At 73.6% G+C, this 24,679-nt stretch carries 26 protein-coding genes; 16 read left to right on the forward strand and 10 right to left on the reverse strand.

All coding sequences use genetic code 11. The features are described 5' to 3' along the window. Positions 1-327: 327 nt before the first annotated feature. Both H596_RS0115215 and pobA read right to left on the reverse strand, forming a co-directional pair. The gene (locus H596_RS0115215; protein ID WP_211225292.1) at positions 328-1,293 is read right to left on the reverse strand and encodes a Gfo/Idh/MocA family protein; all 966 of its coding nucleotides are present in this window, start codon (positions 1,291-1,293) and stop codon (positions 328-330) included. A gap of 4 nt (positions 1,294-1,297) precedes the next feature. Next, positions 1,298-2,461 carry a 4-hydroxybenzoate 3-monooxygenase gene (gene pobA, locus H596_RS0115220; protein WP_027285608.1) on the reverse strand — a complete coding sequence of 388 codons (1,164 nt, stop codon included), beginning with the start codon at positions 2,459-2,461 and terminating at the stop codon, positions 1,298-1,300. A gap of 78 nt (positions 2,462-2,539) precedes the next feature. Here pobA and H596_RS0115225 point away from each other — a divergent pair, with 78 nt between their 5' ends. Beyond that, on the forward strand, positions 2,540-3,169 hold the full coding sequence (locus H596_RS0115225) for a DsbA family oxidoreductase (protein ID WP_027285609.1): 630 nt from the start codon (positions 2,540-2,542) through the stop codon (positions 3,167-3,169). 6 nt (positions 3,170-3,175) lie between these two features. Here the strand turns inward: H596_RS0115225 and H596_RS0115230 are convergent, their stop codons facing one another. Together H596_RS0115230 and H596_RS0115235 are read right to left on the reverse strand one after the other, a co-directional pair. Further along, complete coding sequence (locus H596_RS0115230; RefSeq protein ID WP_027285610.1) at positions 3,176-3,769, reverse strand: nuclear transport factor 2 family protein; 594 nt, start codon at positions 3,767-3,769, stop codon at positions 3,176-3,178. Continuing rightward, positions 3,766-4,656: an alpha/beta fold hydrolase gene (locus H596_RS0115235; protein WP_027285611.1), complete on the reverse strand. Its 891-nt coding sequence runs from the start codon at positions 4,654-4,656 to the stop codon at positions 3,766-3,768. The genes H596_RS0115230 and H596_RS0115235 overlap by 4 nt, the downstream gene beginning before the upstream one ends. 157 nt (positions 4,657-4,813) lie before the next feature. Here H596_RS0115235 and H596_RS0115240 point away from each other — a divergent pair, with 157 nt between their 5' ends. From H596_RS0115240 to H596_RS0115310, 15 genes are all read left to right on the forward strand, one after another. Next, positions 4,814-5,281, forward strand: a complete 468-nt coding sequence (locus H596_RS0115240) for an SUF system Fe-S cluster assembly regulator (protein WP_027285612.1) — start codon at positions 4,814-4,816, stop codon at positions 5,279-5,281. Positions 5,282-5,289: 8 nt separating this feature from the next. Next, positions 5,290-6,744: a Fe-S cluster assembly protein SufB gene (sufB, locus tag H596_RS0115245; RefSeq protein ID WP_027285613.1), complete on the forward strand. Its 1,455-nt coding sequence runs from the start codon at positions 5,290-5,292 to the stop codon at positions 6,742-6,744. A gap of 2 nt (positions 6,745-6,746) precedes the next feature. Then, on the forward strand, positions 6,747-7,487 hold the full coding sequence (gene sufC, locus H596_RS0115250; RefSeq protein WP_027285614.1) for a Fe-S cluster assembly ATPase SufC: 741 nt from the start codon (positions 6,747-6,749) through the stop codon (positions 7,485-7,487). Positions 7,488-7,497: 10 nt separating this feature from the next. Further along, positions 7,498-8,778 carry a Fe-S cluster assembly protein SufD gene (gene sufD, locus H596_RS0115255; RefSeq protein WP_084602858.1) on the forward strand — a complete coding sequence of 427 codons (1,281 nt, stop codon included), beginning with the start codon at positions 7,498-7,500 and terminating at the stop codon, positions 8,776-8,778. A 2-nt stretch (positions 8,779-8,780) separates the two neighbouring features. Continuing rightward, the gene (locus H596_RS0115260) at positions 8,781-10,025 is read left to right on the forward strand and encodes an aminotransferase class V-fold PLP-dependent enzyme (protein WP_037301737.1); all 1,245 of its coding nucleotides are present in this window, start codon (positions 8,781-8,783) and stop codon (positions 10,023-10,025) included. After that, positions 10,022-10,489, forward strand: a complete 468-nt coding sequence (sufU, locus tag H596_RS0115265) for a Fe-S cluster assembly sulfur transfer protein SufU (protein ID WP_027285617.1) — start codon at positions 10,022-10,024, stop codon at positions 10,487-10,489. The genes H596_RS0115260 and sufU overlap by 4 nt, the downstream gene beginning before the upstream one ends. Continuing rightward, positions 10,482-10,841 carry an SUF system Fe-S cluster assembly protein gene (locus H596_RS0115270; RefSeq protein WP_027285618.1) on the forward strand — a complete coding sequence of 120 codons (360 nt, stop codon included), beginning with the start codon at positions 10,482-10,484 and terminating at the stop codon, positions 10,839-10,841. Before sufU ends, H596_RS0115270 begins: the two co-directional genes overlap by 8 nt. A gap of 13 nt (positions 10,842-10,854) precedes the next feature. Continuing rightward, positions 10,855-11,223 carry a HesB/IscA family protein gene (locus H596_RS0115275; RefSeq protein WP_027285619.1) on the forward strand — a complete coding sequence of 123 codons (369 nt, stop codon included), beginning with the start codon at positions 10,855-10,857 and terminating at the stop codon, positions 11,221-11,223. Between the two features lie 256 nt (positions 11,224-11,479). Continuing rightward, a complete protein-coding gene (locus tag H596_RS0115280) occupies positions 11,480-12,346 on the forward strand; it encodes a PhnD/SsuA/transferrin family substrate-binding protein (RefSeq protein WP_027285620.1) in 867 nt (288 codons plus the stop codon). Then, positions 12,346-13,164: a phosphonate ABC transporter, permease protein PhnE gene (phnE, locus tag H596_RS0115285; RefSeq protein WP_051213181.1), complete on the forward strand. Its 819-nt coding sequence runs from the start codon at positions 12,346-12,348 to the stop codon at positions 13,162-13,164. Before H596_RS0115280 ends, phnE begins: the two co-directional genes overlap by 1 nt. After that, complete coding sequence (phnC, locus tag H596_RS21900; protein ID WP_084602862.1) at positions 13,164-13,955, forward strand: phosphonate ABC transporter ATP-binding protein; 792 nt, start codon at positions 13,164-13,166, stop codon at positions 13,953-13,955. The genes phnE and phnC overlap by 1 nt, the downstream gene beginning before the upstream one ends. Before the next feature lie 58 nt (positions 13,956-14,013). Then, positions 14,014-15,411, forward strand: coding sequence for an amidase (locus H596_RS0115295; RefSeq protein WP_037301739.1), 1,398 nt, complete (start codon positions 14,014-14,016; stop codon positions 15,409-15,411). 68 nt (positions 15,412-15,479) lie between these two features. Then, positions 15,480-16,349, forward strand: a complete 870-nt coding sequence (locus H596_RS0115300; protein ID WP_027285623.1) for a fumarylacetoacetate hydrolase family protein — start codon at positions 15,480-15,482, stop codon at positions 16,347-16,349. Between the two features lie 13 nt (positions 16,350-16,362). Continuing rightward, complete coding sequence (locus H596_RS0115305; protein ID WP_027285624.1) at positions 16,363-16,551, forward strand: hypothetical protein; 189 nt, start codon at positions 16,363-16,365, stop codon at positions 16,549-16,551. Between the two features lie 70 nt (positions 16,552-16,621). After that, the gene (locus H596_RS0115310; protein ID WP_027285625.1) at positions 16,622-17,593 is read left to right on the forward strand and encodes a tripartite tricarboxylate transporter substrate binding protein; all 972 of its coding nucleotides are present in this window, start codon (positions 16,622-16,624) and stop codon (positions 17,591-17,593) included. A gap of 13 nt (positions 17,594-17,606) precedes the next feature. On the opposite strand, the gene bchJ is transcribed toward H596_RS0115310, so the two are convergent. The 6 genes from bchJ to bchI form a co-directional block, all read right to left on the reverse strand. Continuing rightward, a complete protein-coding gene (bchJ, locus tag H596_RS0115315; RefSeq protein ID WP_027285626.1) occupies positions 17,607-18,251 on the reverse strand; it encodes a bacteriochlorophyll 4-vinyl reductase in 645 nt (214 codons plus the stop codon). Beyond that, the gene (bchE, locus tag H596_RS21905) at positions 18,251-19,918 is read right to left on the reverse strand and encodes a magnesium-protoporphyrin IX monomethyl ester anaerobic oxidative cyclase (RefSeq protein ID WP_051213183.1); all 1,668 of its coding nucleotides are present in this window, start codon (positions 19,916-19,918) and stop codon (positions 18,251-18,253) included. Before bchE ends, bchJ begins: the two co-directional genes overlap by 1 nt. 79 nt (positions 19,919-19,997) lie before the next feature. After that, entirely contained in the window at positions 19,998-21,020 is a 1,023-nt protein-coding gene (locus H596_RS0115325) for a phytoene/squalene synthase family protein (protein WP_027285627.1), read from the reverse strand. Then, positions 21,013-21,912: an alpha/beta fold hydrolase BchO gene (bchO, locus tag H596_RS21910; RefSeq protein WP_245584030.1), complete on the reverse strand. Its 900-nt coding sequence runs from the start codon at positions 21,910-21,912 to the stop codon at positions 21,013-21,015. Before bchO ends, H596_RS0115325 begins: the two co-directional genes overlap by 8 nt. Continuing rightward, entirely contained in the window at positions 21,909-23,600 is a 1,692-nt protein-coding gene (locus H596_RS0115335; RefSeq protein WP_027285628.1) for a magnesium chelatase subunit D, read from the reverse strand. The genes bchO and H596_RS0115335 overlap by 4 nt, the downstream gene beginning before the upstream one ends. Continuing rightward, entirely contained in the window at positions 23,597-24,679 is a 1,083-nt protein-coding gene (bchI, locus tag H596_RS24410) for a magnesium chelatase ATPase subunit I (RefSeq protein ID WP_211225293.1), read from the reverse strand. The genes H596_RS0115335 and bchI overlap by 4 nt, the downstream gene beginning before the upstream one ends.

Genomic DNA, 24,679 nt, shown 5'->3' on the forward strand with positions numbered 1-24,679 from the left:
GAAGTCTAGACAGCGCGCTCCCAGGCGTCGCCGCCCTTGGCGCAAGCGAGGGTGCTCGGGGCCTTCCGGGTCCAACTGATACGCGGGCTCTGGCGAACCATCACCATGCCGACCTCGCCACCAGCCAAACCATAGTGCCACAGTTTCATCCACGGCGGGTCGGGACCGCCGGTGGGTAACTGATACGGTCGGCATCACATGCCGACCGTATCGCGCGCAGGGTTGACGGGCCCCCATCGAAGCTTTGCTTCGATGGGACCCGGTGTGGCGGCTGCGCGCCAAAACAAAGGCATACCAGCGGCCGCACCGGCTTCTCAGGAGTCGAAATCAGCGGCCGCTGGTATGACCTCCGGCGAGGATCGCCTCCACCGCCTCCTGCACCGCAAGCGCCTCCTCCAGCGTGGCGAGCGTCGTCGCCTCGCCGCGCGTCAGCGCCGCGAGCTTGTCGAGCTGCCCCGCGAGGGTGAGCGGGCGCATGGCGGGGTTGGGCAGCGCATCGGGCGCGGGGTGCCAGAGCCCGTCCGCCCCCAGCCGCTCGGCGTAGGACCAGTCGCGCAGGCGCAATTGGCCCCTCTCGCCGATGAGGCGCGTTTCGTTCGTCTCCTCGCGCTCCGTTCCGCCCACGCGCCCCTCGAAGCGCACCGGCACCTCGCCCGCGCGGAGCCGGGCCTGGGCGGCGCGTTCGCTGCCATCGCCGGCCGGGTAGTCCGCACTGCCCTCGATCAGCCGCAGCGGCCCGCCCAGGCGCTGGGCGAGGAAGAGGAAATGCGAGGCCACCTCGCGCGTGAAGCCGCCCTCGGCCCGGCGCGCGAGCCAGGACGCCGCCGCCTGCTGCCAGGCGCGCGGCCAGGCGGCGAAGGCGCAGGAGATCTCGATGCCGCGCAGCGCCCCGATCTCCGGCCGCCAGCGCAGGAGCTGCGCCGTGGCGGGCGAGGAGGCCATGGGGAAATTCACCGCCGCGCGCATGCCGCGCGCCGAGGCCACGAAGGCCCGCGCCGCCTCAAGGTCGGAGGCGAGCGGCTTCTCCAGGAACAGCGCGCGCCCGGCCTGCAGGATCGCGCGGCCATGGGCGATGTGCGAGGCGGGCGGCGAGGCGACATAGACCGCCTCGGCGGCCGCGATGGCGGCCTCCGCGCTCGGCGCCATGACGAGGGCGGGGTCGATCGCGGCGAGCCGCGCCGCCGCCTCCGGCGCGGGGTCCCACACGGCGACGACGGTGGTGGCGGGATGGAGGAGGGCCGCGCGCAACAGCCGCTCGCCCATGATTCCGAGGCCGATGATGGCGAGCTTCATCCCCTCACACCTCGTAGGGCAGGCCGACATACTGCTCGGCCAGCGCCGTGCGCATGGCCTGGGACTGCATGACGTAGTGCAGCTCGGCCGTCTGGACACGGTGCTCGAAGGCGTCCTCGGCGCTGAAGCGGTGCAGCATCGCCGTCATCCACCAGGAGAAGCGCTGCACCTTCCAGATGCGGCGCAGGCAGATCTCGCTGTAGCGGTCCATCAGCCCCGTGCCCCGGCCGCGGTAGAAATCGGCGAGTGCGGCGGCGAGCACGCGCACATCCGCCACCGCGAGGTTCATCCCCTTCGCCCCCGTAGGCGGGACGATGTGGGCCGCATCCCCGGCGAGGAAGAGCCGGCCATGGCGCATCGGCTCGGCCACGAAGCTGCGCATGGCGGTGACGCCCTTCTGCAGGATGGGCCCCTCGTTCACCCGGCCGAGGCGGCGGTGCAGATGCTCCCAGATGCGCGCGTCCGGCCATTCGTTCAAATCCTCGTCCGGCGCGCATTGCAGGTAGAGGCGCGAGAGGCGCGCGCTGCGCATGGTGGCGAGCGCGAAGCCCTCCTCGTGGCGGGCGTAGATCAGCTCATGGCTCACCGGGCTCGCCTCTGCGAGGATGCCGAGCCAGGCGAAGGGATAGACGCGCTCGTAGACGCGCAGCACCTCGGCCGGCATGGCGGCGCGCGAGGGGCCGTGGAACCCGTCGCAGCCCGCGATCACGTCGCAGCGCAGCTCGTGCCGCTCGCCGTGCTGGTCGGTCCAGGTGATGCGCGGCTGGTCGGTCGCGATGTCGTGGAGCTGCGTGTCCTCCACCTCGAAATGCAGCGGCCGGCCGGTGGCGAGGCGGGCGGCCACCATGTCCTTCACCGCCTCCTGCTGGCCGTAGATCGTCACGCGCCGGCCGGTGAGGCCGTGGAGGTCGATGCGCTCGGCCATGTCGTCGCAGCGCAGCTCGAGCCCGTCATGCACCAGCCCCTCGCGGTGCAGCCGCTCGCCCAGCCCCGCCTCGGTAAGCGTCTCCACGCTGCCCTGCTCGAGCAGCCCCGCGCGGATGCGCCCTTCGATGTAGGGGCGGGATTTCTGCTCGAGAATGACGCTGTCGATGCCGGCGCGATGGAGCAGATGGGCGAGCAGCAGCCCCGCCGGCCCCGCCCCGATGATTCCGACTTGCGTGCGCATGGCCTGCCCTGCGAAGGATGACGCGCCCCAGCCTTGGCCCAAACCGGGCCGCGCGGCAACGGGGCGCGAAGGGCCCCCATGACCGCGCCGCGCCGCATCGACGTGATCTCCGACGCGATCTGCCCCTGGTGCTGGATCGGCAAGCGCCAGCTCGACCTCGCCCTGGCCGCGCTGGAGGCGGAGGGGCTGCGCTTCTCGGTGCATTGGCGCGCCTTCCAGCTCAACCCCGACATGCCCGAGGGCGGCCTGCCGCGCGACGCCTATCGCGCCGCGAAGTTCGGCAGCCTGGAGCGCGGGCGCGCGCTGGACGCGCGGGTGGCCGAGGCGGGGCGCGCGGTGGGCCTCGGCTTCCGGCATGATCTGATGACGCGCACGCCCAGCACGGTGAAGGCGCACCGGCTGATCCGCCACGCCGAGGGCCCGCTGCAGCACGCGCTGGTGGAGGCGCTGTTCCGGGCCTATTTCGCCGAGGGCCGCGACATCGGCGACGCCGCGGTGCTCTGTGATGTGGCGGCGGGGCTCGGCCTCGACGCCGCGGCCTTCCTCGCCGGGGAGGAGCTGGAGGCAGAGGTGCGCGCCGAGGACGCCGGCTTCCGCCGCCTCGGCGTCTCGGGCGTGCCGAGCTTCGCCCTCGAGGGGCGGCTGCTGTTCAGCGGCGCCTGGCCGGCCGAGCGCATGGCGGAGATCTTCGCCCGGCGCGCGGCCTGATCTCCCTCAACGCGCGAGCGGCCCGCCCGCGAGCCAGGCCGCGCCATCGGCATAGAGGCGCTCCACCTCCGGCCCCTTCAGCCCCGGCATGTCGGGCTTCACCGCATAGCCGATGCGCGTCTGCAGATAGGCGAGGTGGCGGTAGCCCTCCGGGAAGCGCGCGAGCAGCGCGGGGTCCAGGGAGAGGCGCGCTCCGGGCGAGACGGGGTCCATCCGGTCCTTCTCGTAGATCGGCTGGCGCAGCAGGATCTTCCAGCGCCCCTCGTGCTTCTGCACGAAGTCGTAGAAGCGGCCGGTGCAGACCACGTCCACCAGCACCCCCTCCACCTCGGCGCGCTGGCTGATGGTCATCTTGGTCTGGGCGATGGCGCGCTCGCCCGCGATCTCGCTGGAATGCCCGCCCAGGAAGTGCAGGATGGAGACGCCGCGCCGCCAGCCCGCGATGCTCGCCTTGATGAACTCCGCGGCCGTGCCCTGTTTCCAGGTGGCCATCATGCGCCCCTCTGGGTGCCAGCAGGTGGCGAAGCGCGCCCAGTCCCCGGCGTCGCGCCAGATGGCCCAGTTCTCGATCAGGGCGCGGATGTCGGCGGCGTCGCTCATCCCCCGGGCCTCTGCGCGATGATGCCGCCCGAGAGCGAGGCGGGGATGCGCGGGCGCCAGGCCCCGCCATCCACCGCCGTCAGGAAATCGAGCAGGGCGCGGTTGAAGGCGTCCGGCTCCTCGAGGTTCATGGTGTGCCCGCATTTGGGCATGACCAGCAGCGCCGCGCCGCGGATCACGCGCTTGAGGAAGAGGGCGGGCTCCAGCGTCGGGTCGTCCTCGTCGCCGGCGATGATGAGGGTGGGCAGGGCGAGCTGGCGGAAGGCGGGTTCGAGGTCGAAGAGCGAGGGGCGCTCGCGCTGCACGCCCTGCATGGTCAGCGCCGCGCCCTCCGGGTCGTGCTGCGCGAGCTGCGCCGCGAACTCGGCGAAGCCGCGGGGGTCCTTCTCCTCGAAGACGAGGCGCGTCGGCCCATGGGCGTAGCTGTGGGCGAAGCGCGCCATGCCCTGCTCGCGCAGCCGGGCGACGGAGGCGTCGATCTCGGCGCGGAACTGCGCGCGCTTGTCGGGCGCGGCGCCATAGCCCACCCCCGCGGCCGTCAGGCTGCGCGCGAGATGGGGGTGGCGCAGGCCCAGATGCAGCGTGGCGAAGGCGCCCATCGAAAGCCCCACCACATGCGCGGGCGCGAGGCCGAGGCCGGTGATGACGGCCGCGATGTCGTCCCTCGCGCGGTCCTGGCTGTAGGCGGCGGGATCGCGCGGCACGTCGGAGGGCGGGTAGCCGCGGGCGTTGAAGGCGATGCAGCGGTAGCGGCGCGAGAAGAAGCGGAGCTGCGGCTCCCAGCTCCGCGCATCGCCGGCGAATTCGTGGACGAAGACGACCGGCGCGCCCTGCCCCGCCTCCTCGTAGTGCAGGCTCACGCCGTCATCGGTGCGCAGGAAGGGCATGCCCGTCTCCCCAGGGGTTGTTGCGCGGACGATGCGGCGGGCGTAAGGGCGCGTCCAGAGCCGCCATGCCGCAGGGGCATGGTCCCGCACGCCCTCCCCCCCCCTTCAAAGCGGACCCGACTGGTCCTATTTAGGCGCCAGAGCGGAGGACGATGCCGTGCTGAGGCTGTCGCGATTGACGGATTACGCCGTGGTGGTCCTGGCCCGAATGGGCGAGGCCGGCGCGCCGACGCAAAGCGCGCCGGGGCTGGCTGCGCGCACCGGCCTGCCCGAGCCGACGGTGGCGAAGGTGCTCAAGATCCTCGCCCAGGCCGGGATCGTCGAGGGGCTGCGCGGCGCGCGCGGCGGCTACCGCCTCTCCCGCCCCCTCGCCGCCATCGCGCTGGCCGATGTGATCGTCGCCTTCGACGGGCCGATCGCGCTCACCGCCTGCGTGGACGGCCATACGGGCGTCTGCGAGAGCGAGGCGCTCTGCCCCGTGCGGGGCCGCTGGGATCCGGTGAACCAGGCGATCCGCGCCGCGCTCTCGAGCATCACCCTGGCCGACCTCGCGGGGCGCGCGCCCGCACCGGCGCCGCTTCCCGCCGCCGACGACGCCCATTCCCTCAGCCTCGCCGCCGAGTAGGAGCCCTCATGCCCGCAGTCGCCGAGACCATCGAGACCGTCCAGTCCGTCCAGGAGGGCGGCTACAAGTGGGGTTTCGAGACCGACATCGAGATGGAGTTCGCCCCCAAGGGGCTGAACGAGGACATCGTCCGCTTCATCTCGAAGAAGAAGAACGAGCCCGAGTGGCTGCTCGAGTGGCGGCTGAAGGCCTTCGCCCTCTGGCGGAAGATGGAGGAGCCGCGCTGGGCCGCGGTGAGCTTCCCGCCCATCGACTACCAGGACGCGCACTACTACGCCGCGCCGAAGCAGAAGGCGGCGCCGAAATCCCTCGACGAGGTGGACCCCGAGCTGCTGCGCACCTACGAGAAGCTCGGCATCCCGCTGCGCGAGCAGGAGCGGCTGCAGGGCATCGCCGTGGACGCGGTGTTCGACAGCGTCTCCGTCGCCACCACCTTCAAGGACCGGCTGGAGAAGGAGGGCATCATCTTCTGCTCGATCAGCGAGGCGGTGCAGAGCCACCCCGAGCTGGTGCGCGAATACCTCGGCTCGGTGGTGCCGCAGGCGGACAACTTCTTCGCCGCGCTGAACAGCGCGGTCTTCACCGATGGCAGCTTCGTCTACATCCCGAAGGGGGTGCGCTGCCCGATGGAGCTCTCCACCTACTTCCGCATCAACGCGAAGAGCACCGGCCAGTTCGAGCGCACGCTGATCATCGCCGACGCCGGCAGCTACGTCTCCTACCTCGAGGGCTGCACGGCCCCGATGCGCGACGAGAACCAGCTCCATGCGGCCGTCGTCGAGCTGATCGCGCTGGACGACGCGACGATCAAGTACAGCACGGTCCAGAACTGGTATCCGGGCGACGCCGAGGGGCGCGGGGGCATCTACAACTTCGTCACCAAGCGCGGGGCATGCCGCGGCGCGCGCTCCAAGATCTCCTGGACGCAGGTGGAGACGGGCAGCGCCATCACCTGGAAGTATCCCTCCTGCATCCTGCAGGGCGACGACAGCGTGGGCGAGTTCTACTCCGTCGCCATCACCAACAACCGCCAGCAGGCCGACACCGGCACCAAGATGTTCCACATCGGCCGGAACACGCGCTCGACCATCGTCTCCAAGGGCATCAGCGCGGGGCGCGGGCAGAACACCTATCGCGGCCTCGTGAAGATCAGCCCCAAGGCGACGGGCGCGCGCAACTTCACCCAGTGCGACAGCCTGCTGATCGGCGACCAGTGCGGGGCGCACACCGTGCCCTACATCGAGAACCGCTGCCTCTCGGCGAAGGTGGAGCACGAGGCGACGACGAGCCGCATCGCCGAGGACCAGCTCTTCTACTGCCGCCAGCGGGGCCTGTCGGAGGAGGAGGCGGTGGGCCTCATCGTGAACGGCTTCTGCCGCGAGGTGCTGAAGGAACTGCCGATGGAATTCGCCGTGGAGGCGCAGAAGCTGCTGGCGATCAGCCTGGAAGGGAGTGTCGGTTGACCATGCTGAAGATCGAAGGGCTGACCGCGGAGGTCGAGGGCAAGCCGATCCTGAAGGGGATCGACCTCGAGGTGCCCGCGGGCGAGGTGCACGCCATCATGGGCCCGAACGGCTCGGGCAAGAGCACGCTCTCCTACGTGCTCTCGGGCCGCGAGGGCTACGAGATCACGGGCGGCAGCGTCACCTTCGACGGGCGGGACCTGCTCGCGATGGAGCCGGAGGAGCGCGCGGCGGCGGGTCTCTTCCTCGCCTTCCAGTATCCGGTGGAGCTGCCCGGCGTGGGCAATGCGAATTTCCTGCGCACCGCGCTCAACGCCATCCGCCGCGCGCGCGGCGAGGCGGAGCTGGACGCGATGCAGTTCCTCAAGCTCGCGCGCGCCAAGCTGAAGGCGCTGCACATGAGCGAGGACATGATCAAGCGCAACGTGAACGTGGGCTTCTCGGGCGGCGAGAAGAAGCGCAACGAGGTGCTGCAGATGGCGCTGCTCGAGCCGAAGCTCGCCATCCTCGACGAGACGGATTCGGGGCTCGACATCGACGCGCTGAAGATCGTGGCCGATGGCGTGAACGCCATGCGCGGCCCGGGCTTCTCGGCCCTCGTCATCACCCACTACCAGCGGCTGCTCGACCACATCGTGCCCGACCGTGTGCATGTGCTGATGGGCGGGCGCATCGTGAAGTCGGGCCCCGCCTCGCTCGCGCTGGAGCTGGAGGCGGAAGGCTACGCCAAGGTCGCGGCATGAGGCGGGCGGGATGAACGCCATGACCACCGGCGCCGCCGCCTTCCTCGGCCGCTATGAAGGGCTGCGCGCGCATCTGCCCGGCGGCCGCACCGACTGGGTGGCCGCGCTGCGCGCCGACGCCGCCGCGCAGTTCCGCGCCCAGGGCCTGCCCGGCCGGCAGGTGGAGGCCTGGCGCTATACGGACCTTTCGCCCATCGCAGCACTCGGCTTCACCGAGGCGCTCACCCTCGCCGAGGAGCGGCTGAGCCTGCCCGCCGCACGCGCGCCCTGGCGCGCCGTCTTCGTGGACGGGCGCTTCGCCGCGGGGCTTTCCTCGCTGCCGCCGGGCCTGTCCGCGCGCAGCCTCGCCGCCGAGCTCGACGCGGCGCGGGGCCTGCTCGGCGCGCTCGCGGAGCCGACGCCCATGGTGGCGCTGAACACCATGCTCTTCGAGGACGGGCTGTTCCTCGAGGTTCCGCCCGGGTTGGACGCGGGCGTGATGGAGCTGCTCTCCATCGCCACCCATGCCGAGCGGCCCATCGCCTTCCACCCGCGCCATCTGATCCGCCTCGGCGCGGGCGCGCGGCTCACGCTGATCGAGACGAGCCTCGGCCCCGCGGCCGCCACCTATCTGCACAACCCGGTCTTCGAGATCGCGGTGGCGGAAGGCGCGAGCCTCACCCATGTTCGGCTGCAGCGCGAGGGGCGCGCAGGCTTCCAGCTCGCCACCGTGCTGGCCGCCGTCGAGGCGGGCGCGACCTACGACAACTTCACGCTCAACGCGGGCGGGCGGCTCGTGCGCAACGAGATCCACGCCGCGCTGCGCGGGCCGAAGGCCGCCTGCCACATGAACGGCGCGCAGCTCGTCGCCGACGGCCAGCACGCCGACACCACCACCTTCCTCGACCACGCCGCGCCCGACTGCGCGAGCCGCCAGACCTACAAGACCGTGCTCGCCGGCCGCTCGCGCGGCGTCTTCCAGGGCAAGATCCTGGTGCGCCAGGCGGCCCAGCGCACCGACGGCTACCAGATGAACCAGGCGCTGCTGCTCTCCGAGGAGGCGGAGATCGACGCGAAGCCGCAGCTCGAGATCTATGCCGACGACGTGAAGTGCAGCCATGGCGCGACGGTGGGCGCGCTGGACGAGGCGCAGCTCTTCTACCTGCGCGCGCGCGGCATTCCCGCCGCCACCGCCCGCTCCATGCTCGTCGAGGCCTTCCTCACCGAGGCCGTGGAGGGCGTGCGCGACGAGGCGGCCCGCGCCGCGCTGGACGAGGCCGTCGCCGGCTGGTGGGAGCGCGAGGCGGCGTGATGATGGACGCCGCCCCCGCCCGGCTGGATGTCGCGCGCGTGCGGCAGGATTTCCCCATCCTCGCCACCACGGTGCGCGGGCGGCCGCTGGTGTTCCTCGACTCCGGCGCCTCGGCCCAGAAGCCGCGCGCCGTGATCGAGGCGATGACGCGCTGCATGGAAACGGCCTACGCCAACGTCCATCGCGGCGCCTACCGCCTCTCCGAGCTCGCCACCGAGGCCTATGAGGCCGCGCGCGCCGCCGCGCAGCGCTTCCTCGGCGCCGAGCACGCGGAGGAGATCGTCTTCACCCGCAACTCCACCGAGGCCTTCAACCTCGTCGCGCACAGCTTCGGCCGCGGGCTGCTCCAGCCGGGCCAGGCGGTGCTGGTCTCGGAGATGGAGCACCACGCCAACCTCGTGCCCTGGCAGATGCTGCGCGACGCGGGGCTGGGCATCGGCCTGCGCTTCGTGCGCGTCACCGATGCGGGCGAGCTCGACCTCGACGACCTCGCGCGCCATCTCGCGCAGGGCGATGTCGGGCTCGTCTCGGTCACGCACATGTCCAACGTGCTCGGCACCGTCACCCCGGCCGCGGCCATCGCGCGCATGGCCCATGCGGCGGGCGCGCGGGTGATGTTCGACGGAAGCCAGGCCGCGGTGCACCGGGCGGTGGACGTGCGCGCCATCGGCGCGGATTTCTATGCCTTCACCGGCCACAAGCTCTACGGCCCTACCGGCATCGGCGTGCTCTACGGCAGGCGCGAGCTGCTCTCGGCCATGCCGCCCTTCCTCGGCGGCGGCGACATGATCGAGACGGTGACGCTCGAGCACAGCAGCTGGGCCGCGCCGCCCGCGCGCTTCGAGGCCGGCACGCCCGCCATCGTCGAGGCGGTGGGCCTGCACGCGGCCATCGACTACGTCACCGCCCTCGGCATGGAGGCCATCGAGGCGCATGAGCGGGATCTGGTCGAGCACGCCTCCGCCCGGCTCGCGCAGGTGAAGGGGCTCTCGCTGCTCGGCGCGCCGCAGGATCGCGGCGGCGTCTTCGCCTTCGCGCTCGAGGGCGTGCACCCGCACGACCTCGCCACCTTCCTCGACCGGCGCGGCGTCTGCGTGCGCGCGGGCCGCCACTGCGCCGAGCCGCTGCACGCGCGCTTCGGCCTCGAGGGCGGCACGGCGCGGGCGAGCTTCGGCCTCTACACCACGCGCGAGGAGATCGAGGCGCTGGCCGAGGCGCTCGACGCCGCGCGGGAGTTCTTCGCATGAGCGCCCCCGCCGGCTTCGAGGAGCTGCGCGACCTCTATCAGGAGGTGATCCTCGACCACGGCCGCCGCCCGCGGAACCATTTCCGCCTCGACCCCTGCGACGCCTCCGCGCGCGGCGACAACCCGATGTGCGGCGACCGGGTGGAGGTGTTCCTCGCCTTCGGCCCGGAGGGGCGCATCGCGCGCGCGAGCTTCCTCGGCCGCGGCTGCGCGGTGAGCCAGGCCAGCGCCTCGCTGCTGACCGAGACGGTTCCCGGCCTCTCGCCGCAGGAGGCCAAGGCGCTCTCGGCCCGGCTGCGCGAGATGGCGAAGACCGGCGCGCGCGACGATTCCACCGAGGCGCTCGCGCGCCTCTCCGCCCTTTCGGGCGTGCACGAGTTTCCCTCGCGGGTGAAGTGCGCCACCCTTGCGTGGCACGCGCTGGATGCCGCGCTCGACGGGGTGAAGGAGGCGAGCAGTGAGTGAGCAGGCCGCGCGCCACGGAAGCTGGACGCCCGCGGGCGAGGCGCTTCCGAAGGTGACGGAGGAGGGCGTGATCGAGGCGCTCAAGACCGTCTTCGACCCCGAAATCCCTGTGGACATCTACGAGCTCGGCCTCGTCTACGCCATCGAGATCGGCGAGGACGGCGCGGTGAAGGTGGAGATGACGCTGACCACCCCCTCCTGCCCCTCCGCCCAGGAACTGCCCGGCATGGCCGAGGAGGCGGTGCGCCAGGTGCCCGGCGTCACCTCCTGCCAGGTGGAGGTGGTCTGGGATCCGCCCTGGGACCAGTCGCGCATGAGCGAGGACGCGCGCCTCGCCCTCAACATGTTCTGACGGAGCGCCGCAGATGAGCGCCACGACCGAGACGCCCAAGCCCCCGCGGGCCCTGCCGCCGCTGATGTCCCTCTCCGACGCCGCGGCCGAGCGGCTGCGCGCCCTCTACGCCAAGGGCGAGCAGGGCAAGCTGCTGCGCATCGGCGTCAAGACCAAGGGCTGCTCGGGCATGGCCTATGACCTCGCCTTCGTGGAGGCGCCCGGCCCCGGCGACGAGGTGGTGACCGACAAGGGCGTGACCATCCTCGTGGACCGCAAGGCCACGCTCTACCTCATCGGCACGGTGATGGACTACGAGGTGAAGCCGATGAGCGCGGGCTTCGTCTTCGTGAACCCGAACGAGAAGGGCCGCTGCGGCTGCGGGGAGAGTTTCCACGTGTGATACGGGCGGCATCACATGCCGACCGTATCGCGCTCAGGGTTGGCGGGCGCCCATCGAAGCTTTGCTTCGATGGGATCCGGTGTGGGGGCTGCGCGCCAAAACAGGGGCATACCAGCGGCCGCTGGTATGAGGCCGAATGCGGCCTCGACAAGGCCGGGATTCGTCTCAGCGCCGCGTCACCGAGGCTTCACCGCGCTTTCAAGCCGGTGACGCCCACGCGCGATATCCCCCGCGGCGTTCCGGGGAGGTTCGCAACATGTCCCGCTTCGCCCGCCGTTCCTTCGCTCTCGGTGCGCTCGCCGCACCCCTCGCCCTGCCGGCGGCCCGCGCCCAGTCGCGCGGCGCGCTGCGCGTCGGCCTCGGGCCGCAGCAGCCCACCCAGCAGGACACGCGCCGCGTCTGGGAGCCGCTCTACCACCTGGTGGCCGAGCGCATGGGCCTCACCCTCGCGCTCAACGTCGCCAATGACTGGGCGGGCATCGCCACCGCACTGGCCAATGAGCAGATCGACGTGGCCCAGATGGGCCCCTGGGGCTACATCCTGGCCCATGTGAACGGCGGGGCGCGCATCGCCTCGACCATGCTGGTCAACGGGCTGCCCACCTACAAGGCGATCATCGTCGCCCGCCCGGGGCTCGCCCTCGAGCGCTTCCCCGAGGACGCGCGCGGCCTCTCGATGCAGATGCTCGACCGCGGCTCGACCTCGGGCTGGCTCGTGCCCACCCACTTCCTGCGCAGCCGCGGCATCGACCCGCAGAGCTTCTTCGGCCGCTACGCCGAGGGCGCCTCGGCCGCGGCCGCGCAGATGGCGACGGTGAACGGCCAGGTGGATCTCGCCACCGGCTGGGACACGCACCGCAACACCATGATCCGCAACGGCACGATCCGCGCCGACAGCAACCGCGTGGTCTGGGAGTCCGAGCCGCTGCCCAACGAATGCGTGGTGGTGCGCCGCGGCGCGGAGGAGGCGCTGCGCCTGCGTCTGGGCGAGGTGCTGGCCGGGCTGACCGAGGCGGAGCGCCAAATGCTGCCCTGGCCCTACACCGGCTTCGTTCCCGCCACGCACGAGCCCTATCGCGGCCTCGAGCAGATGGGCCGCGACCTCGGCGTGCTGCGCGGCTGATGCGCGCCCCCTGGCGCGACGCGGAAGGGCGCTATCGCGAGCCGCCCTTCCGCCCCCTCGCGCGGGAGAACCTGCTGCGCCTTGCGGCGCTGGTCGGGGCATTGCTCGTCTTCGCGGCCGCCTGGCGCATCGCGGAGGTGCAGCCGCTTGCCCTCGTGGACGGCTTGCCGCGGCTGCTCGCCTGGGCGGCGCGTGCCTGGCCGCCTTTCCTCGAGGATCTCGACGCCTTCCTGCTGCGCGCGCTGGAGACGGTGGCCATCGCCATCGTCGGCACCGCGGTGGCGACGCTGCTGGCCTTCCCCCTCTCGGTGCTGATCGCGCGCAACACCACCCCCCTGCCCGCGCTCGCGCTGCCGCTGCGCTGGGCGATCAACGGGTTTCGCGGCATCGACACGGTGGTCTTCGCCCTGCTCTTCGTCGCGGCCGTCGGCCTCGGCCCCTTCGCAGGGGTGCTCGGGATGATCGTGCATTCGCTCGGCGTGATCGCCAAGCTGAATGCGGAGGCCATCGAGACGCTGCCGGCCGCGCCGCTGGAGGCCGCCGCGCTCTCGGGCGCGAACCGCACCAAGGTGGTGACCTACGCCATGCTGCCGCAGGTCATGCCGCAGCTCGCCTCCGTCTCGCTCTATGTGTGGGAGGCGAATGTGCGCACCTCCACCATCCTCGGCATCGTCGGCGCGGGGGGGATCGGCATCGAGATCAAGGCCGCGATCGACCTGCTCGATTTTCCGAAGCTGCTCACCCTCTCCTGCATCGTGCTGGTGATGGTCACGGCGATCGACCAGCTCTCCGCCTGGCTGCGGCGGCGGCTCGTCTGATGGCGGCGCTGCGCCTTTCCGGGCTCTCCAAGCGCTTCGGCGAGACCCTCGCGCTCGAGGATGTGTCGCTCGCGGTCGAGCCGGGCGAGTTCGTCGCGCTGCTCGGTCCCTCGGGCGCGGGGAAGTCCACGCTGTTCCGCTGCGTCACGCGGCTGCTGCGCCCCGATGCGGGGCGGGTCGAGGTGCTGGGGCGGGACATGGCGGCGCTGCGCGGGCGGGCGCTGCGCGAGGCGCGGCGCAATGTCGGGCTGATCTTCCAGCAGTTCAACCTGATCGGCCGGCTCGACGCGCTGGGCAATGTGCTGGCGGGGCGGCTCGGCCATGTCCCCACCTGGCGCGTGGTGCTGCGCACCTTCCCCGGACGGGACCGCCAGCTCGCCCTCGCCGCGCTCGACAGGGTGGGGCTGCTGGAGAAGGCCTATCAGCGCGCCGACAGCCTCTCGGGCGGGCAGCAGCAGCGCGTGGCGATCGCGCGCGTGCTCGCCCAGCGCGCGCGGCTCGTGCTGGCCGATGAGCCCGTGGCCTCGCTCGATCCACACTCGGCCGAGGCGGTGCTCTCCGCCCTGCGGGCGATCGCGCGCGACGAGGGAATCGCGGTGCTCTGCGCCCTGCACCAGGTGGATCTCGCCCGTCGCTTCGCCGACCGCGTGGTGGCGCTGCGCGACGGGCGGCTGCTGCTGCAGACCGATGCGGCGGGTTTCGACGAGCATGCCTTCCGCGCCCTGTACGGCGCCTGCGCCGAGGACGCGCCGGCGGGCGCGGAGGCGCGGGAAAAGGCCCCGGCCGCGTGATTGTTCCGCCCCCCACCCCGGGCTGACACCGCGCCGCGCGCGCGGCATCCTCGCCGCCATGTCGCTTCCCACCGATCCCGCCCTGATGGAGGCCGAGCAGCTCCTCGCCCTCTACCGCCGCCGCGCCCTCTCGCCCGTGGAGGCGCTGAAGGCCGTCACCGAGCGCATCGCGCGCATGAATCCCTGGGTCAACGCCTTCGCCGCGCTCAACCCGCGCGCACTGCAGCAGGCGGGCGAGAGCGAGGCGCGCTGGGCCGCGGGCCGGCCACTCGGCCCGCTCGACGGCGTGCCCGCCACGGTGAAGGATCTGCTGAACCTCGCGGGCTTCCCCACGCGGCGCGGCAGCCGCACCACCGACTCCGCGCCGGTGGAGGAGGACGCGCCCGCCGTGCTCGGCCTCAAGCAGGCGGGGGCGGTGATCATCGGCAAGACGACGACCACCGAGTTCGGCTGGAAATCCCCGGGCGACTGCCCGCTGCACGGCATCACCCGCAACCCCTGGAACCGCAGCCGCACGCCGGGCGGCAGCTCCTCCGGCGCGGGGGCGGCGGCGGCGGCCTGCTTCGGGCCGCTGCACATCGGCACCGATGCGGGGGGCTCCATCCGCATCCCGGCGGCCTTCTGCGGCATCGTGGGGGTGAAACCCTCCTTCGGGCGCGTGCCGCAATGGCCGCTCGGCGCCTTCGCCAATGTCGCGGTGGCGGGCCCCATGGCGCGCAGCGTGCGCGACGCGGCGCTGATGATGTCCGCCCTCGCGCGCCATGACCTGCGCGACCCCTTCTGCCTGCCTGACGATGCGCGCGACTGGCGCGAGGGCATCGAGGAGGGCGTGGCGGGGCTGCGCGTCGCCCTGGTGCGGGAATGGGGCTTCGCGCCGCCGCTGGACGCCGAGGGCGAGGAGGCGCTGGCCCAGGCCGCCCGGGCGCTGGAGGCCGCCGGCGCCATCGTCGAGGAGGCGACCCCCGCCCTGCCCGACACGCGCGCCATCTTCGGCCGCGTCTGGGGCGTGGCGCTGGCGCGCCTCGTCGCCACCATCCCGGAGGACCGGCGCGGCGATCTCGACGCCGGGCTCGCCGAGGTCGCCGCGCGCCACGCCGCCCTGCCCGCCACCGAGTTCCTCGCCTTCGAGGCGGCGCGAATCGAGGCGGCCCACGCCATGGCCCGCTTCCACCAGCGCTTCGACCTGGTGCTCACCGCCGCCACGCCCACCGCCGCCTTCGCGGCCGATCAGCCCACCCTGCACGCCGAGCAGGCGCTGTGGCGCGACTGGGCGCCCTGGACCTTCGCCTTCAACCTGACGCGCCAGCCCGCCATCTCCGTGCCCGTGGGGCTGGACGCGGAAGGCATGCCGCGCGCCGTGCAGGTGGCCGCCGCCCTCTACCGCGACGATCTCTGCTTCCGCGCGGCGAGGGCCCTGGAACTCGCATTGCAGGCTCCCGCCGCGCCGGTCTTGTAACGAGATCGAAACCATGCTTCAGGCCATCGCGCCGGGGGAATCGCCCGGCCGGTCGGGCGGAGCAGGTCATGCGGTTGGTCACCTTTGCCGATGGGCAGGGCGAACGGATCGGCGTTCTCGATGCCACGGGGGCGGTGCGCGACCTGCGCGCGGCCGATCCCTCCCTGCCCGCCTCGATGGTGGAGCTGATCGCCTCGGGCCGCCTGGCCGAGGCCGCGCGCGCCGCCGCCGCCGCGCCGGCGGTGCAGGGCGCGCGGCTCTGCGCCCCCATCCCCCGCCCGCCCAAGAACCTGTTCTGCGTGGGCAAGAACTACCACGAGCACGCGAAGGAGTTCGCCGGCTCCGGCTTCGACGGCGGCGCGAAGGACGTGGTGCCCCCCTTCCCCGTGGTGTTCACCAAGCCGCACACCAGCATCATCGCGACCGGCGCGCCCATCCTCTCCGCCATGGACCCCACCGGCGGGCTCGACTACGAGGGCGAGCTCGCCGTCGTCATCGGCCGCGGCGGGCGCGGCATCGCGCGGGCGGCCGCGCTCTCGCACGTCTTCGGCTACACTATCGTGAACGACGTGACGGCGCGCCACCTGCAGAAGCGCCACAGCCAATGGGTGCTGGGCAAGGGGCTGGACAGCTTCTGCCCCATGGGCCCCGCCATCCTGACGGCCGACGAGGTTCCGGACCCGAGGGCGCTGACGCTGAGCACCTTCGTCAATGGCGAGCGCCGCCAGCACGCCTCGGTGGCCGACCTGATCTTCGACATCCCCACCCTCATCGAGGCCATCAGCGCCGGCATCACGCTGGAGCCGGGCGATGTGATCGCGACCGGCACGCCGATGGGCGTGGGCATCGGATTCACCCCGCCCCGCTTCCTGCAGCCGGGCGACGAGGTGCGGATCGAGGTTCCCGGAATCGGGGCGCTCGTGAATACGGTCCAGTGAACGGGAGGGAACCATGCGCGTGCTGAAGCCTCTCACCCTCGCCCGCCGCCGCCAGCTCTGCGGCACGCCCCTGCCGCTCGCCGCGCGCCCCGCCGCGCCGCGTCCGGCCGAATCCGCCGAGATCTTCGACCTGCGCGAGGAGCGCCGCGCCTTCGCCGACCAGGACGCGACGCCCGCGCCCAACCCGCCCCCGGCGGAGTGACGCGCCCGCGCGGGGCGGGATAGTCTCCTTCGCAAGGCCGTCATCCTCCGGCCGCCAGGGAGAGACACGCATGCGCCACGCCACCCGCCGCGCCCTGCTGGGCGCCGCCACACTCGCCCCGCTGGCCGCCGCCGCGCAGGAGTTCCCCTCGCGCGCCCTCACCATGGTGGTGGGCTTCCCGCCCGGCGGCCAGGCGGACCTCGCGGCCCGGCCTGTGGCGGCGGCGATGGAGAAGAACCTGCGCCAGCCCGTGGTGGTGCAGAACCGCCCCGGCGGCGCGGGGGCCATCGGCAACGCCTTCGTCGCGCGCGCCCCGGCCGACGGCCACACGCTGCTGATGGCGCTCTCCTCGCTCGCGGTTATCCCGGAGGCGGAGCGGCTCTGGGGCCGCCCGGCCCCCTATACGGTGGACCAGTTCGCCCCCATCGGCCTCGTGAACGCCGACCCGACCATGCTCGCCGTGCCGGCCAGCGCGCCCTGGCGGACGCTGGCCGATTTCGTCGCGGCGGCGCGCGCGAGGCCCGGCGATATTCCCTACGGCTCCTCCGGCGCCTACGGCACGCTGCATGTGGCGATGGAGATGTTCGCCAACGCCGCGGGCATCCGCCTGCTGCATGTGCCCTTCCAGGGCGCGGGGCCGGCCGTCACGGCGCTGCTCTCGGGCAACATCCAGGCGCTCGCCTCCGCGCCCGGCACGCTCACGCAGCATGTCCAGCAGGGGCGGCTGCGCGTGCTGGCCTGCTGGGGCGCCGAGCGCGCGCCCGCCTTCCCCGATGTGCCCACCTTCATGGAGGCCGGCTTCCGCGAGGTGGAGTTCTACATCTGGGCGGGGCTTTTCGCCCCCGCCGCCACCCCCGCGCCCATCCAGGCGCGGCTGCGCGAGAGCCTGCGCGCCGCGATGGCGGACCCTGACCTCAACCGCGCCTTCGAGGCCGCGGGCGCGCCGCCGAAATACCTCGACGCGCCGGAATTCGCGCGCTTCTTCGCCGAGGATTCGGCGCGCCTCGTGCGGGCGGTGCAGCGGATCGGGCGGGTGGAGTAGAGAAATACCCGCCTCACCCGCCGCGCGCCGCCACCGGCCCGGGAAAGCTCTCCCGGGCCTGCTCCGCCCGCCAGGCGATGAGAAAGACGCAGGCGGGCGCGCCCATGGCCGCGCATTCCACCTCCCGCGCCACCGCGCCGGGATGGACGAGGCGCACGAAGAGCCGCTCCAGCGTCACCGCATAGAGCTCGCAGAGCGGATGCGCCGCATGCTGCCCGCGGCAGAGCGGGCAGCCCGTGATCGCCACGCGCACGGGATGGCCAGCCGCCACGCTCAGCCCGCCCGAGCCCGCGAAGGTCCAGGCGTGGCGCGCGATGGCGAGCAGCAGCAGCCGCGCCGCGAGCCCCGCCGGCAACGCCCGCAACAGCCACTGCACCGGCCGGGGGATGCGGTGCGCCAGGAGATAATCGGCCGTGAGCTTGCCGGCCTCGCGCGCGATGCGGCCCGCATGCGCGTCGCCGAGCCTCTCGCGCAGCGCGGCCTGCAGCGCGGCCACCTCCTCCTCCGCCACCATGCGCGCGGGCGGGCTGTCGAGGTGGTGCGTCAGCCCCGCGGCGGCGAAGACCTCGCGGCAGAGGCGCTCTCCGCGATGCGCGCGCAGCGCCTCCGCCACGCGCGTGATCGCGTTGGGGCCGACGCGCCCGGCCTCGCGGGGCATCAGATCTTCATCGCCCCCGGGGCGGGGCGCGGGCGGGCGGCCAGGGCCTCGGGCGCGCCGCCGCAGGGCGCGCCCGGTTGCGCCTCGCTCATCTCGGCCTCGCTCATCTGCTCCGTGCCCCCGCCGCAGGCCTTCACCTGCAGGGCCTCGCGCTTGCGGGGCGGCGCCTGCTTCCAGTCGCGCGCCTCGGCACTCGCCGCGCGGTTCGGATCGAAGTGGAAGTCCACCTTCTTCTTCGACTGCGGCCCCCAGTAGCCCACCTTGCCGAGGTCGTAGAACTTCCGCTCGAAGCCCGACTTGAGGAAGGCCTTGAGGCAGCCCAGCAGGTATTTCCGCCGCACCTTGTCCCGCACCCACGGATAGCCGAACAGGCTCTTGCGCATGTAGAAGCGCCTGTAGTTGTGCATCACGCGGTCGAGCAGCGTGGCGCGGTCCATCGCGTCAGGCTTCATGATGGGCGTGACGAAGTTGTACTTCTCGAAGTCGAACACCTCCACCTTGTCGCCGAGCTCGCAGAACAGGTCGCTGAAGGGCCAGGGGGTGTACATGGCCCAGTTCGCCATGTCCGGCGCCCAGTCGAGCGCCATGCGGTAGGTCTCCTCCAGCGTCTCGGCCGTCTCGTTCTCGAGGCCGACGATGAACTGCGCCTCGGTGACGATGCCGTTCTCGCGCAGGAGCTGGATGGCCTTCTTGTTCTGCGCGATCGTCGTCTCCTTGTGGAAGCGGTCGAGCTTGAGCTGCGCCGCCGCCTCGGTGCCGAGCGAGACGTGAACGAGCCCCGCCTTGCGGTACATCGGCAGCAGCGCCTCGTCGCGCAGGATGTCGGTCACGCGGGTGTTGATGCCCCACAGCACGGGCAGCTTGCGTTCGATCAGCAGCTCGCAGAACTGCACGAACTTCTTGCGGTTGATGGTGGGCTCCTCGTCGGCGAGGATGAAGAAGCCCACATCGTGCTCGCGCACCAGCGTCTCGATCTCGTCCACCACCTTGCGCGGATCGCGGATGCGGTAGTCCCGCCAGAACTTCCACTGGCTGCAGAAGCTGCAGGTGAAGGGGCAGCCGCGCGCCATGTTCGGGATCGCCACGCGCTTGCCGAGCGGGATGTAGACGTACTTCTCCCACTCCAGCACGCCCCAGTCGGGCGTGATGCGGTCGAGATCCCTGATCGGCGGCGCGGCGGGGGTGGCCACCACCTGGCCCCCGTCGAGATAGGCGATGCCGCGCACGGCTCCGCGCTCCGCCGGCCAGCGCCCCTGGTCCACGCAGCGCACGAGGTCGAGGAAGACCTGCTCGCCCTCGCCGCGCACCACCGCGTCGATCCAGGGCGCCTCGGCGAGCACCTGCGGGTACATGAAGGTGCCGTGGATGCCGCCCAGCACCGTCACCGCCTGCGGCGCCACCTCCTTCGCGATCTGCAGCAGCCGCTCGGCCTTGTAGATCGCGGGGGTGATGGCGGTGGCGCCCACCACGTCGGGCCTGAGCGCGATCAGCGCCTCGCGCACCTGCTCGTCGCTCAGGTGGTTCGTCATCGCGTCGATGAAGGTGATGTCGGTGTAGCCCGCCGCCTTCAGGTAGCCGGCGAGGTAGGCGACCCAGGCGGGCGGCCAGTTCCCCGCGATCTCCGCGCCGCCCGAGTGATAGTTGGGATGCAGCAGCACGATGCGCATGGCGCGTCTCCGCGAAGAATGCGCCACGCTAGGCGCCTCTGCGCGCGCCCCTCCTTGATGTGGCGCAACGCGCGCGCTCCTACTGTAGGAGCCTGCGGCCCTCCTGCAGATCGGCGAAGAGCTCGATGGCCCAGCCGATGCGCTCATCCAGGCTGCGCAGCGCGAGCGGCGGCGGCTCGGGCGTCACGCACTCCACCAGGAAGGCGTTCGCGGGCAGGGGCGGCTCCGCCGCGCCTTCCGCGCCGCCGAGGGCGGGCAGCCGCGCGCGCGCGACAAGGGCGAGCTTGCGCGCGGAGGAGACGACGGCCCGGCGCGAGACGGAATCGAAGCCCGCGCGCGCCACCTCCGCGCTGATCTCGGCGTAGATGCGGTGCGCGGCGCGGATGGCGGGGCGGCAGTCGCGCGGCAGCAGGGCGATGCCCGCCTCCGCGCGCGCGTAGAGGCGCTGCGCCTCCGCCAGCAGCCGCGCCACGACGAGGCCGATGGCCGGCGAGAAGCAGGGCCGGGCGAGGAAGGCGTCGGGCGCGACGCCGGCCTCCTCCAGCCAGTGGAGCGGCAGGTAGAGCCGCCCGTTGCGCGCATCCTCGCCCACGTCGCGCGCGATGTTGGTGAGCTGCATGGCGCAGCCGAGGTCGGTGGCGCGCGCGAGCGCGGCGTGAGAGGAGACGCCCATCAGCAGCGTCATCATCGCCCCCACCGTGCCGGCCACCCGCGCGCAATAGCCGTGCAGCGCCGCGAGGCTGTCGTAGCGCCGGCCCTCCGCGTCCCAGGCGAAGCCTTCGAGCAGCGCGGCGGGCAGGGTGCGCGGAATGCGCTGGCGCGCCGCCACGGCGGCGAAGGCGCGGTCGGCCGGGTGGTCCATGGGCGCGCCGCGATAGGCGGCGTCCAGCCGCTGGCGCATCTCGCGCAACCCCTCGCGCGGGTCGGCGGCCTGGTCCACCGCGTCGTCGCCCAGGCGGCAGAAGGCGTAGAGGGCGGTGGCGGGGTCGCGCACGCGGCGCGGCAGCAGCAGCGCGGCGGCGTGGAAGCTTCTGGAGCCCGCGCGCAGCAGCTCCGCGCAGGCCGCGAGGTCCGCGGGGTCGAGGGGCGGGGCGTCAGCCATCGGCGGCCTCCAGGATGATGCGCGCGGCGCGCTCGGGCGCCTCCTCATGCGCGAGGTGGCCGAGGCCGGGCAGCGCGTGGATCCGCGCCGCGGGCAGGATGCGCCGCAGCCGGAGCGCCTCGCTCGGGCGGATGGTGCGGTCCTGCTGGCCCACCACGAGGTGCAGCGGCGCGGCGAGCCGCGGCAGGTCGCGCGCGAAGCGCGGCAGATCCCAGGCCGCCATCATCCCGAGCGTGGCCGCCACATGCTCGGGGTTGCGGAACAGACGCGCGTAATGCTCCACCCCCTCGGGAGTGAGGGTGGAGCCCGTGTCGCGCAGCAGCCGCTCCACCGTCGCGCGGTCGCGCGCCTGCCAGGCGAAGAGGCGGGGCAGGCCGGGCAGCCCCACCATCACGCGCCCGAGCGGGCCGAACACCATGCCCGCCCACCCGCCCAGCGGCAGCAGCGCCCCGTTGAAGGAGAGGATGGCGCGCGGAGCGATGGCCCCGTCGAGGGCGAGGCGGATGGCCACCGCCGCCCCGGCCGAATGCCCCGCCGCCAGCACGGGCGAAACGCCGAGCGCGGCCAGCAGCGCCGCCAGCCCGCGCGCCATCCCCTCCAGGGTGAGAAGCCCGGGCGGCGGCCGGGCCGAAAAGCCCATGCCCGGCAGATCGGGGATGATCACGCTGAAACGCCCCGCGAGGAGCGGCGCCACATCGCGCCAGGAATGGCTGGAGGCGCCGGTGCCGTGCAGCAGCAGCACGGCGGGGCCCGCCCCCAGCATCTGCACATGCCAGCGCAGCCCGGCGGCGAGGACGAAGCGGCTCGCCTCCGCCAAGGGCGGGGCGGCGGCGGCGAAGCCAGGCGGAGGCGGGGCGATGGCCCCCTGCGCCATGACGAGCGCCATGCTCATCGCGCCGCCATCCCCTGGCGCACCGCGGCGGCCAGGGTCTCGGCCCGGGCCTGTGGCAGAACCAGGCTGCGCCCCCCCGCCTCGGCGGCCAGGCCGCGGGCGAAGGGCTGCGGCCGCGGCGCCGTGTCCACGATCAGCACCGGATGCGCCTCGGCCCGCAGCCGCCGCGCCACGGCCAGCGCATCGGCCTCCGCCGCCTCGCGCCCCGCGCGCCCGTCGCGCGCGAGGTTGGCCCGCCCGTCGGTGAGCACCACGAGGAAGGGGCTGCGCCCCGCACGCCGTTCCTGCGCCGCCAGGGCGCCCGCCGCCTCCAGCCCCGCCGCGAGCGGCGAGGCCCCTCCCCCCGGCAGCCCGGCCAGCGCGCGGCGCGCCCGGGCCAGCGCATGGGTGGGCGGCAGCAGCAGCTCCGCCCCCTGGCCGCGGAAGGCGATCACCGCCACACGGTCGCGCCGCGCGTAGCATTCGGCGAGCAGCAGCTCCACCGCGCCCTTCGCCTCGGCCAGCCGGTGCAGCGCCGCCGAGCCTGAGGCGTCCACCACGAACACCGCCGTGCTCTCGGCATGTTCGCGGAAGCGGCGGATGCGCAGATCCTCGCGCCGGATGGCCAGGCGCCCGCGCGGCGGGGGCGGGCGCAGCCGCTGCCAGGGCACGGCGGCGCGCAGCGTCTCGAGCAGCGCGAGCCGCGCCCCGTCGCGCGGCTCTCCCGCCCGGGTTCCGATGGGCCGGCCGCGCCGCAGCGAGACGCGCTCCGCCCCCTGCCGGCCGCTGGCGGGCGCGCGGGCCCGCAGCGTGGCGGCGGCGAGGCTGGCCAGAAGCTGGGCGGGGAGGCTCGCCGCCGCCGCCGCCTGCACCACATCCTCCATGCGGCCCTGGCCGGCCGGGTTGCGCTCCGGGCTCGGCTCGGCCTCGCCGGGGGGCGGGGGCGGTTCCGGGGGCTCCTCCTCCTCCTCGGGCGGGGCGGGCAGCACCGTGGCGCGGGGGCCGAGCACGAGGCGCACGGCCAGCGCCGCGTCCTCGGCCGCCAACGCGGCGCGGCCCTGCAGGGCGGCATGGGCGCGGGCGGCCCGCAGCGCGAAGGCGGGGGCGCGCAGCGCGGCCACGCCGCAGGCCGCGGCGGTGGCGAGGATCGCCTCGATCACCGCATCCTCGGCCGCAACGGACGGAAGACGCCGCCGCGCCGCCGCCACGGCGGCCGCGTCGAAGGGCGCAGCGGCGGGCGGTTCGGCGAGCTCCGGCAGGAAGGCCAGACGGTCGAGCAGCCCGGGCGGCGGGGCTTCCTCCTCCTGCACCCCCTCGTCGAGGGCGAGCAGGGCGAGCCCATGCGCCTCCTGCCCCGCCGCGAGCCGCGCCGCGAGCCCGCGGGAGAGGCGTTCGGCCATGGGCAGCAGCACCACGCCCCCGGCCGCCTGCTCGAGCAGCCCCGGCCGCCGCACCGGCCGCCCCAGGGCGAGGGTGGCGGCGAGGTCGAGCCCCCCCAGCAGCGCCTCGTCGCCGATGCTGGGCGGCAGGCGGCGCCAGGGCGTGTCCTTGGGCAGCAGGGCGCGGAACAGGGCGAGCCAGCGCTCCCGCTCCACACCCGCGCGGGCGCGCAGCACCGCGCCGCCGAGCCCCCGGGGGTCCACCGCCAGCAGGCAGGCCGCCAGCGCCGCCTCCGCGCGGGGGTCGGGGCGCGGCGGCGGCTCGCTCACGGGCCGAACACCTCCTCCACCGCGCGCGCCACGCGGGTGGAGGCCAGCGCGTCGTCCAGCGGGTTGCGCCGCAGCCGGTGGCGCAGCGCGAGCGGCGCCATGCGGCGCAGATGCGCGAGCCCCGCCTCGCGCGCCCCCTCGAAGGCGGCGAGGGCGCGCGCGACGCGCATGAGGGTGAGCTCGCCGCGCAGCCCGTCCGTGCCGGCCGCCATGCACAGCCGCGCCGCCTGCTCGAGCATCGCATCCGGCGCGCGCACCTCGGCCAGCCGCGCCCGGGCGGCGAGGATGCGCGCGCGCAGCGCCGCCTCCTCGCCCGCCCATTCGGCGCAGAAGCCTTCCGGGTCGCGCTCGAAGGCGTCGCGCCGCTTGATCACCTGCAGCCGCAGCGCGAGGTCGGCCGGCGTGCTCACCTCCACCGAGAGGCCGAAACGGTCGAGGAGCTGCGGGCGCAGCTCCCCCTCCTCGGGGTTGCCGCTGCCCACCAGCACGAAGCGCGCCGGGTGGCGCAGGGAGAGGCCGTCGCGCTCCACCACGTTCTCGCCCGAGGCGGCGACGTCGAGCAGGAGGTCCACCAGGTGGTCCTCCAGCAGGTTCACCTCGTCGATGTAGAGGAAGCCGCGATGGGCGCGGGCGAGCAGCCCGGGCTCGAAGGCCTTCTCGCCGCGGGTCAGGGCGCGCTCGATGTCCAGCGCGCCCACCACCCGGTCCTCGGTGGCGCCGAGGGGCAGGTCCACCACCGGCACGGGGGCGCTGACCACGCGCGCGCCCTTGCGCCGGCAGGTCTCGCAGAGCGCCGCGGGCCGGCCCGGCTCGCAGTGGAAGCGGCAGCCCTCCACAACCTGCATGGGCGGCAGCAGGGCCGCCAGCGCGCGGATGGCGGTGGATTTGCCCGTGCCCCGATCCCCCAGCGCGAGCACGCCGCCGATCGCGGGGTCCACCGCGCAGAGCAGCAGGGCGGTCTTCAGCTCCTCCTGCGCCACGATGGCGGTGAAGGGGAAGACGCGCCGCGGCGGCGGGGCGGCGGGGCGGGGGCGGCGCGCGCGGCGCGGCGTCGCGGCGGGCGGCAGCGCGCCGTCCAT

It is taken from the genome of Rubritepida flocculans DSM 14296 (genome assembly GCF_000425365.1).
GTDB classification, from domain to species: domain Bacteria; phylum Pseudomonadota; class Alphaproteobacteria; order Acetobacterales; family Acetobacteraceae; genus Roseococcus; species Roseococcus flocculans.

Excerpts from the sequence above, each read along its gene's own strand:
- H596_RS0115215 (WP_211225292.1), bottom strand. The coding sequence starts at position 1,293 with ATGAAGCTCGCCATCATCGGCCTCGGAATCATGGGCGAGCGGCTGTTG.
- pobA (WP_027285608.1), bottom strand. The coding sequence starts at position 2,461 with ATGCGCACGCAAGTCGGAATCATCGGGGCGGGGCCGGCGGGGCTGCTG.
- H596_RS0115225 (WP_027285609.1), top strand. The coding sequence starts at position 2,540 with ATGACCGCGCCGCGCCGCATCGACGTGATCTCCGACGCGATCTGCCCC.
- H596_RS0115230 (WP_027285610.1), bottom strand. The coding sequence starts at position 3,769 with ATGAGCGACGCCGCCGACATCCGCGCCCTGATCGAGAACTGGGCCATC.
- H596_RS0115235 (WP_027285611.1), bottom strand. The coding sequence starts at position 4,656 with ATGCCCTTCCTGCGCACCGATGACGGCGTGAGCCTGCACTACGAGGAG.
- sufB (WP_027285613.1), top strand. The coding sequence starts at position 5,290 with ATGCCCGCAGTCGCCGAGACCATCGAGACCGTCCAGTCCGTCCAGGAG.
- sufC (WP_027285614.1), top strand. The coding sequence starts at position 6,747 with ATGCTGAAGATCGAAGGGCTGACCGCGGAGGTCGAGGGCAAGCCGATC.
- sufD (WP_084602858.1), top strand. The coding sequence starts at position 7,498 with ATGAACGCCATGACCACCGGCGCCGCCGCCTTCCTCGGCCGCTATGAA.
- H596_RS0115260 (WP_037301737.1), top strand. The coding sequence starts at position 8,781 with ATGGACGCCGCCCCCGCCCGGCTGGATGTCGCGCGCGTGCGGCAGGAT.
- sufU (WP_027285617.1), top strand. The coding sequence starts at position 10,022 with ATGAGCGCCCCCGCCGGCTTCGAGGAGCTGCGCGACCTCTATCAGGAG.
- H596_RS0115275 (WP_027285619.1), top strand. The coding sequence starts at position 10,855 with ATGAGCGCCACGACCGAGACGCCCAAGCCCCCGCGGGCCCTGCCGCCG.
- H596_RS0115280 (WP_027285620.1), top strand. The coding sequence starts at position 11,480 with ATGTCCCGCTTCGCCCGCCGTTCCTTCGCTCTCGGTGCGCTCGCCGCA.
- phnE (WP_051213181.1), top strand. The coding sequence starts at position 12,346 with ATGCGCGCCCCCTGGCGCGACGCGGAAGGGCGCTATCGCGAGCCGCCC.
- phnC (WP_084602862.1), top strand. The coding sequence starts at position 13,164 with ATGGCGGCGCTGCGCCTTTCCGGGCTCTCCAAGCGCTTCGGCGAGACC.
- H596_RS0115295 (WP_037301739.1), top strand. The coding sequence starts at position 14,014 with ATGTCGCTTCCCACCGATCCCGCCCTGATGGAGGCCGAGCAGCTCCTC.
- H596_RS0115300 (WP_027285623.1), top strand. The coding sequence starts at position 15,480 with ATGCGGTTGGTCACCTTTGCCGATGGGCAGGGCGAACGGATCGGCGTT.
- H596_RS0115305 (WP_027285624.1), top strand. The coding sequence starts at position 16,363 with ATGCGCGTGCTGAAGCCTCTCACCCTCGCCCGCCGCCGCCAGCTCTGC.
- H596_RS0115310 (WP_027285625.1), top strand. The coding sequence starts at position 16,622 with ATGCGCCACGCCACCCGCCGCGCCCTGCTGGGCGCCGCCACACTCGCC.
- bchJ (WP_027285626.1), bottom strand. The coding sequence starts at position 18,251 with ATGCCCCGCGAGGCCGGGCGCGTCGGCCCCAACGCGATCACGCGCGTG.
- bchE (WP_051213183.1), bottom strand. The coding sequence starts at position 19,918 with ATGCGCATCGTGCTGCTGCATCCCAACTATCACTCGGGCGGCGCGGAG.
- H596_RS0115325 (WP_027285627.1), bottom strand. The coding sequence starts at position 21,020 with ATGGCTGACGCCCCGCCCCTCGACCCCGCGGACCTCGCGGCCTGCGCG.
- bchO (WP_245584030.1), bottom strand. The coding sequence starts at position 21,912 with ATGAGCATGGCGCTCGTCATGGCGCAGGGGGCCATCGCCCCGCCTCCG.
- bchI (WP_211225293.1), bottom strand. The coding sequence starts at position 24,679 with ATGGACGGCGCGCTGCCGCCCGCCGCGACGCCGCGCCGCGCGCGCCGC.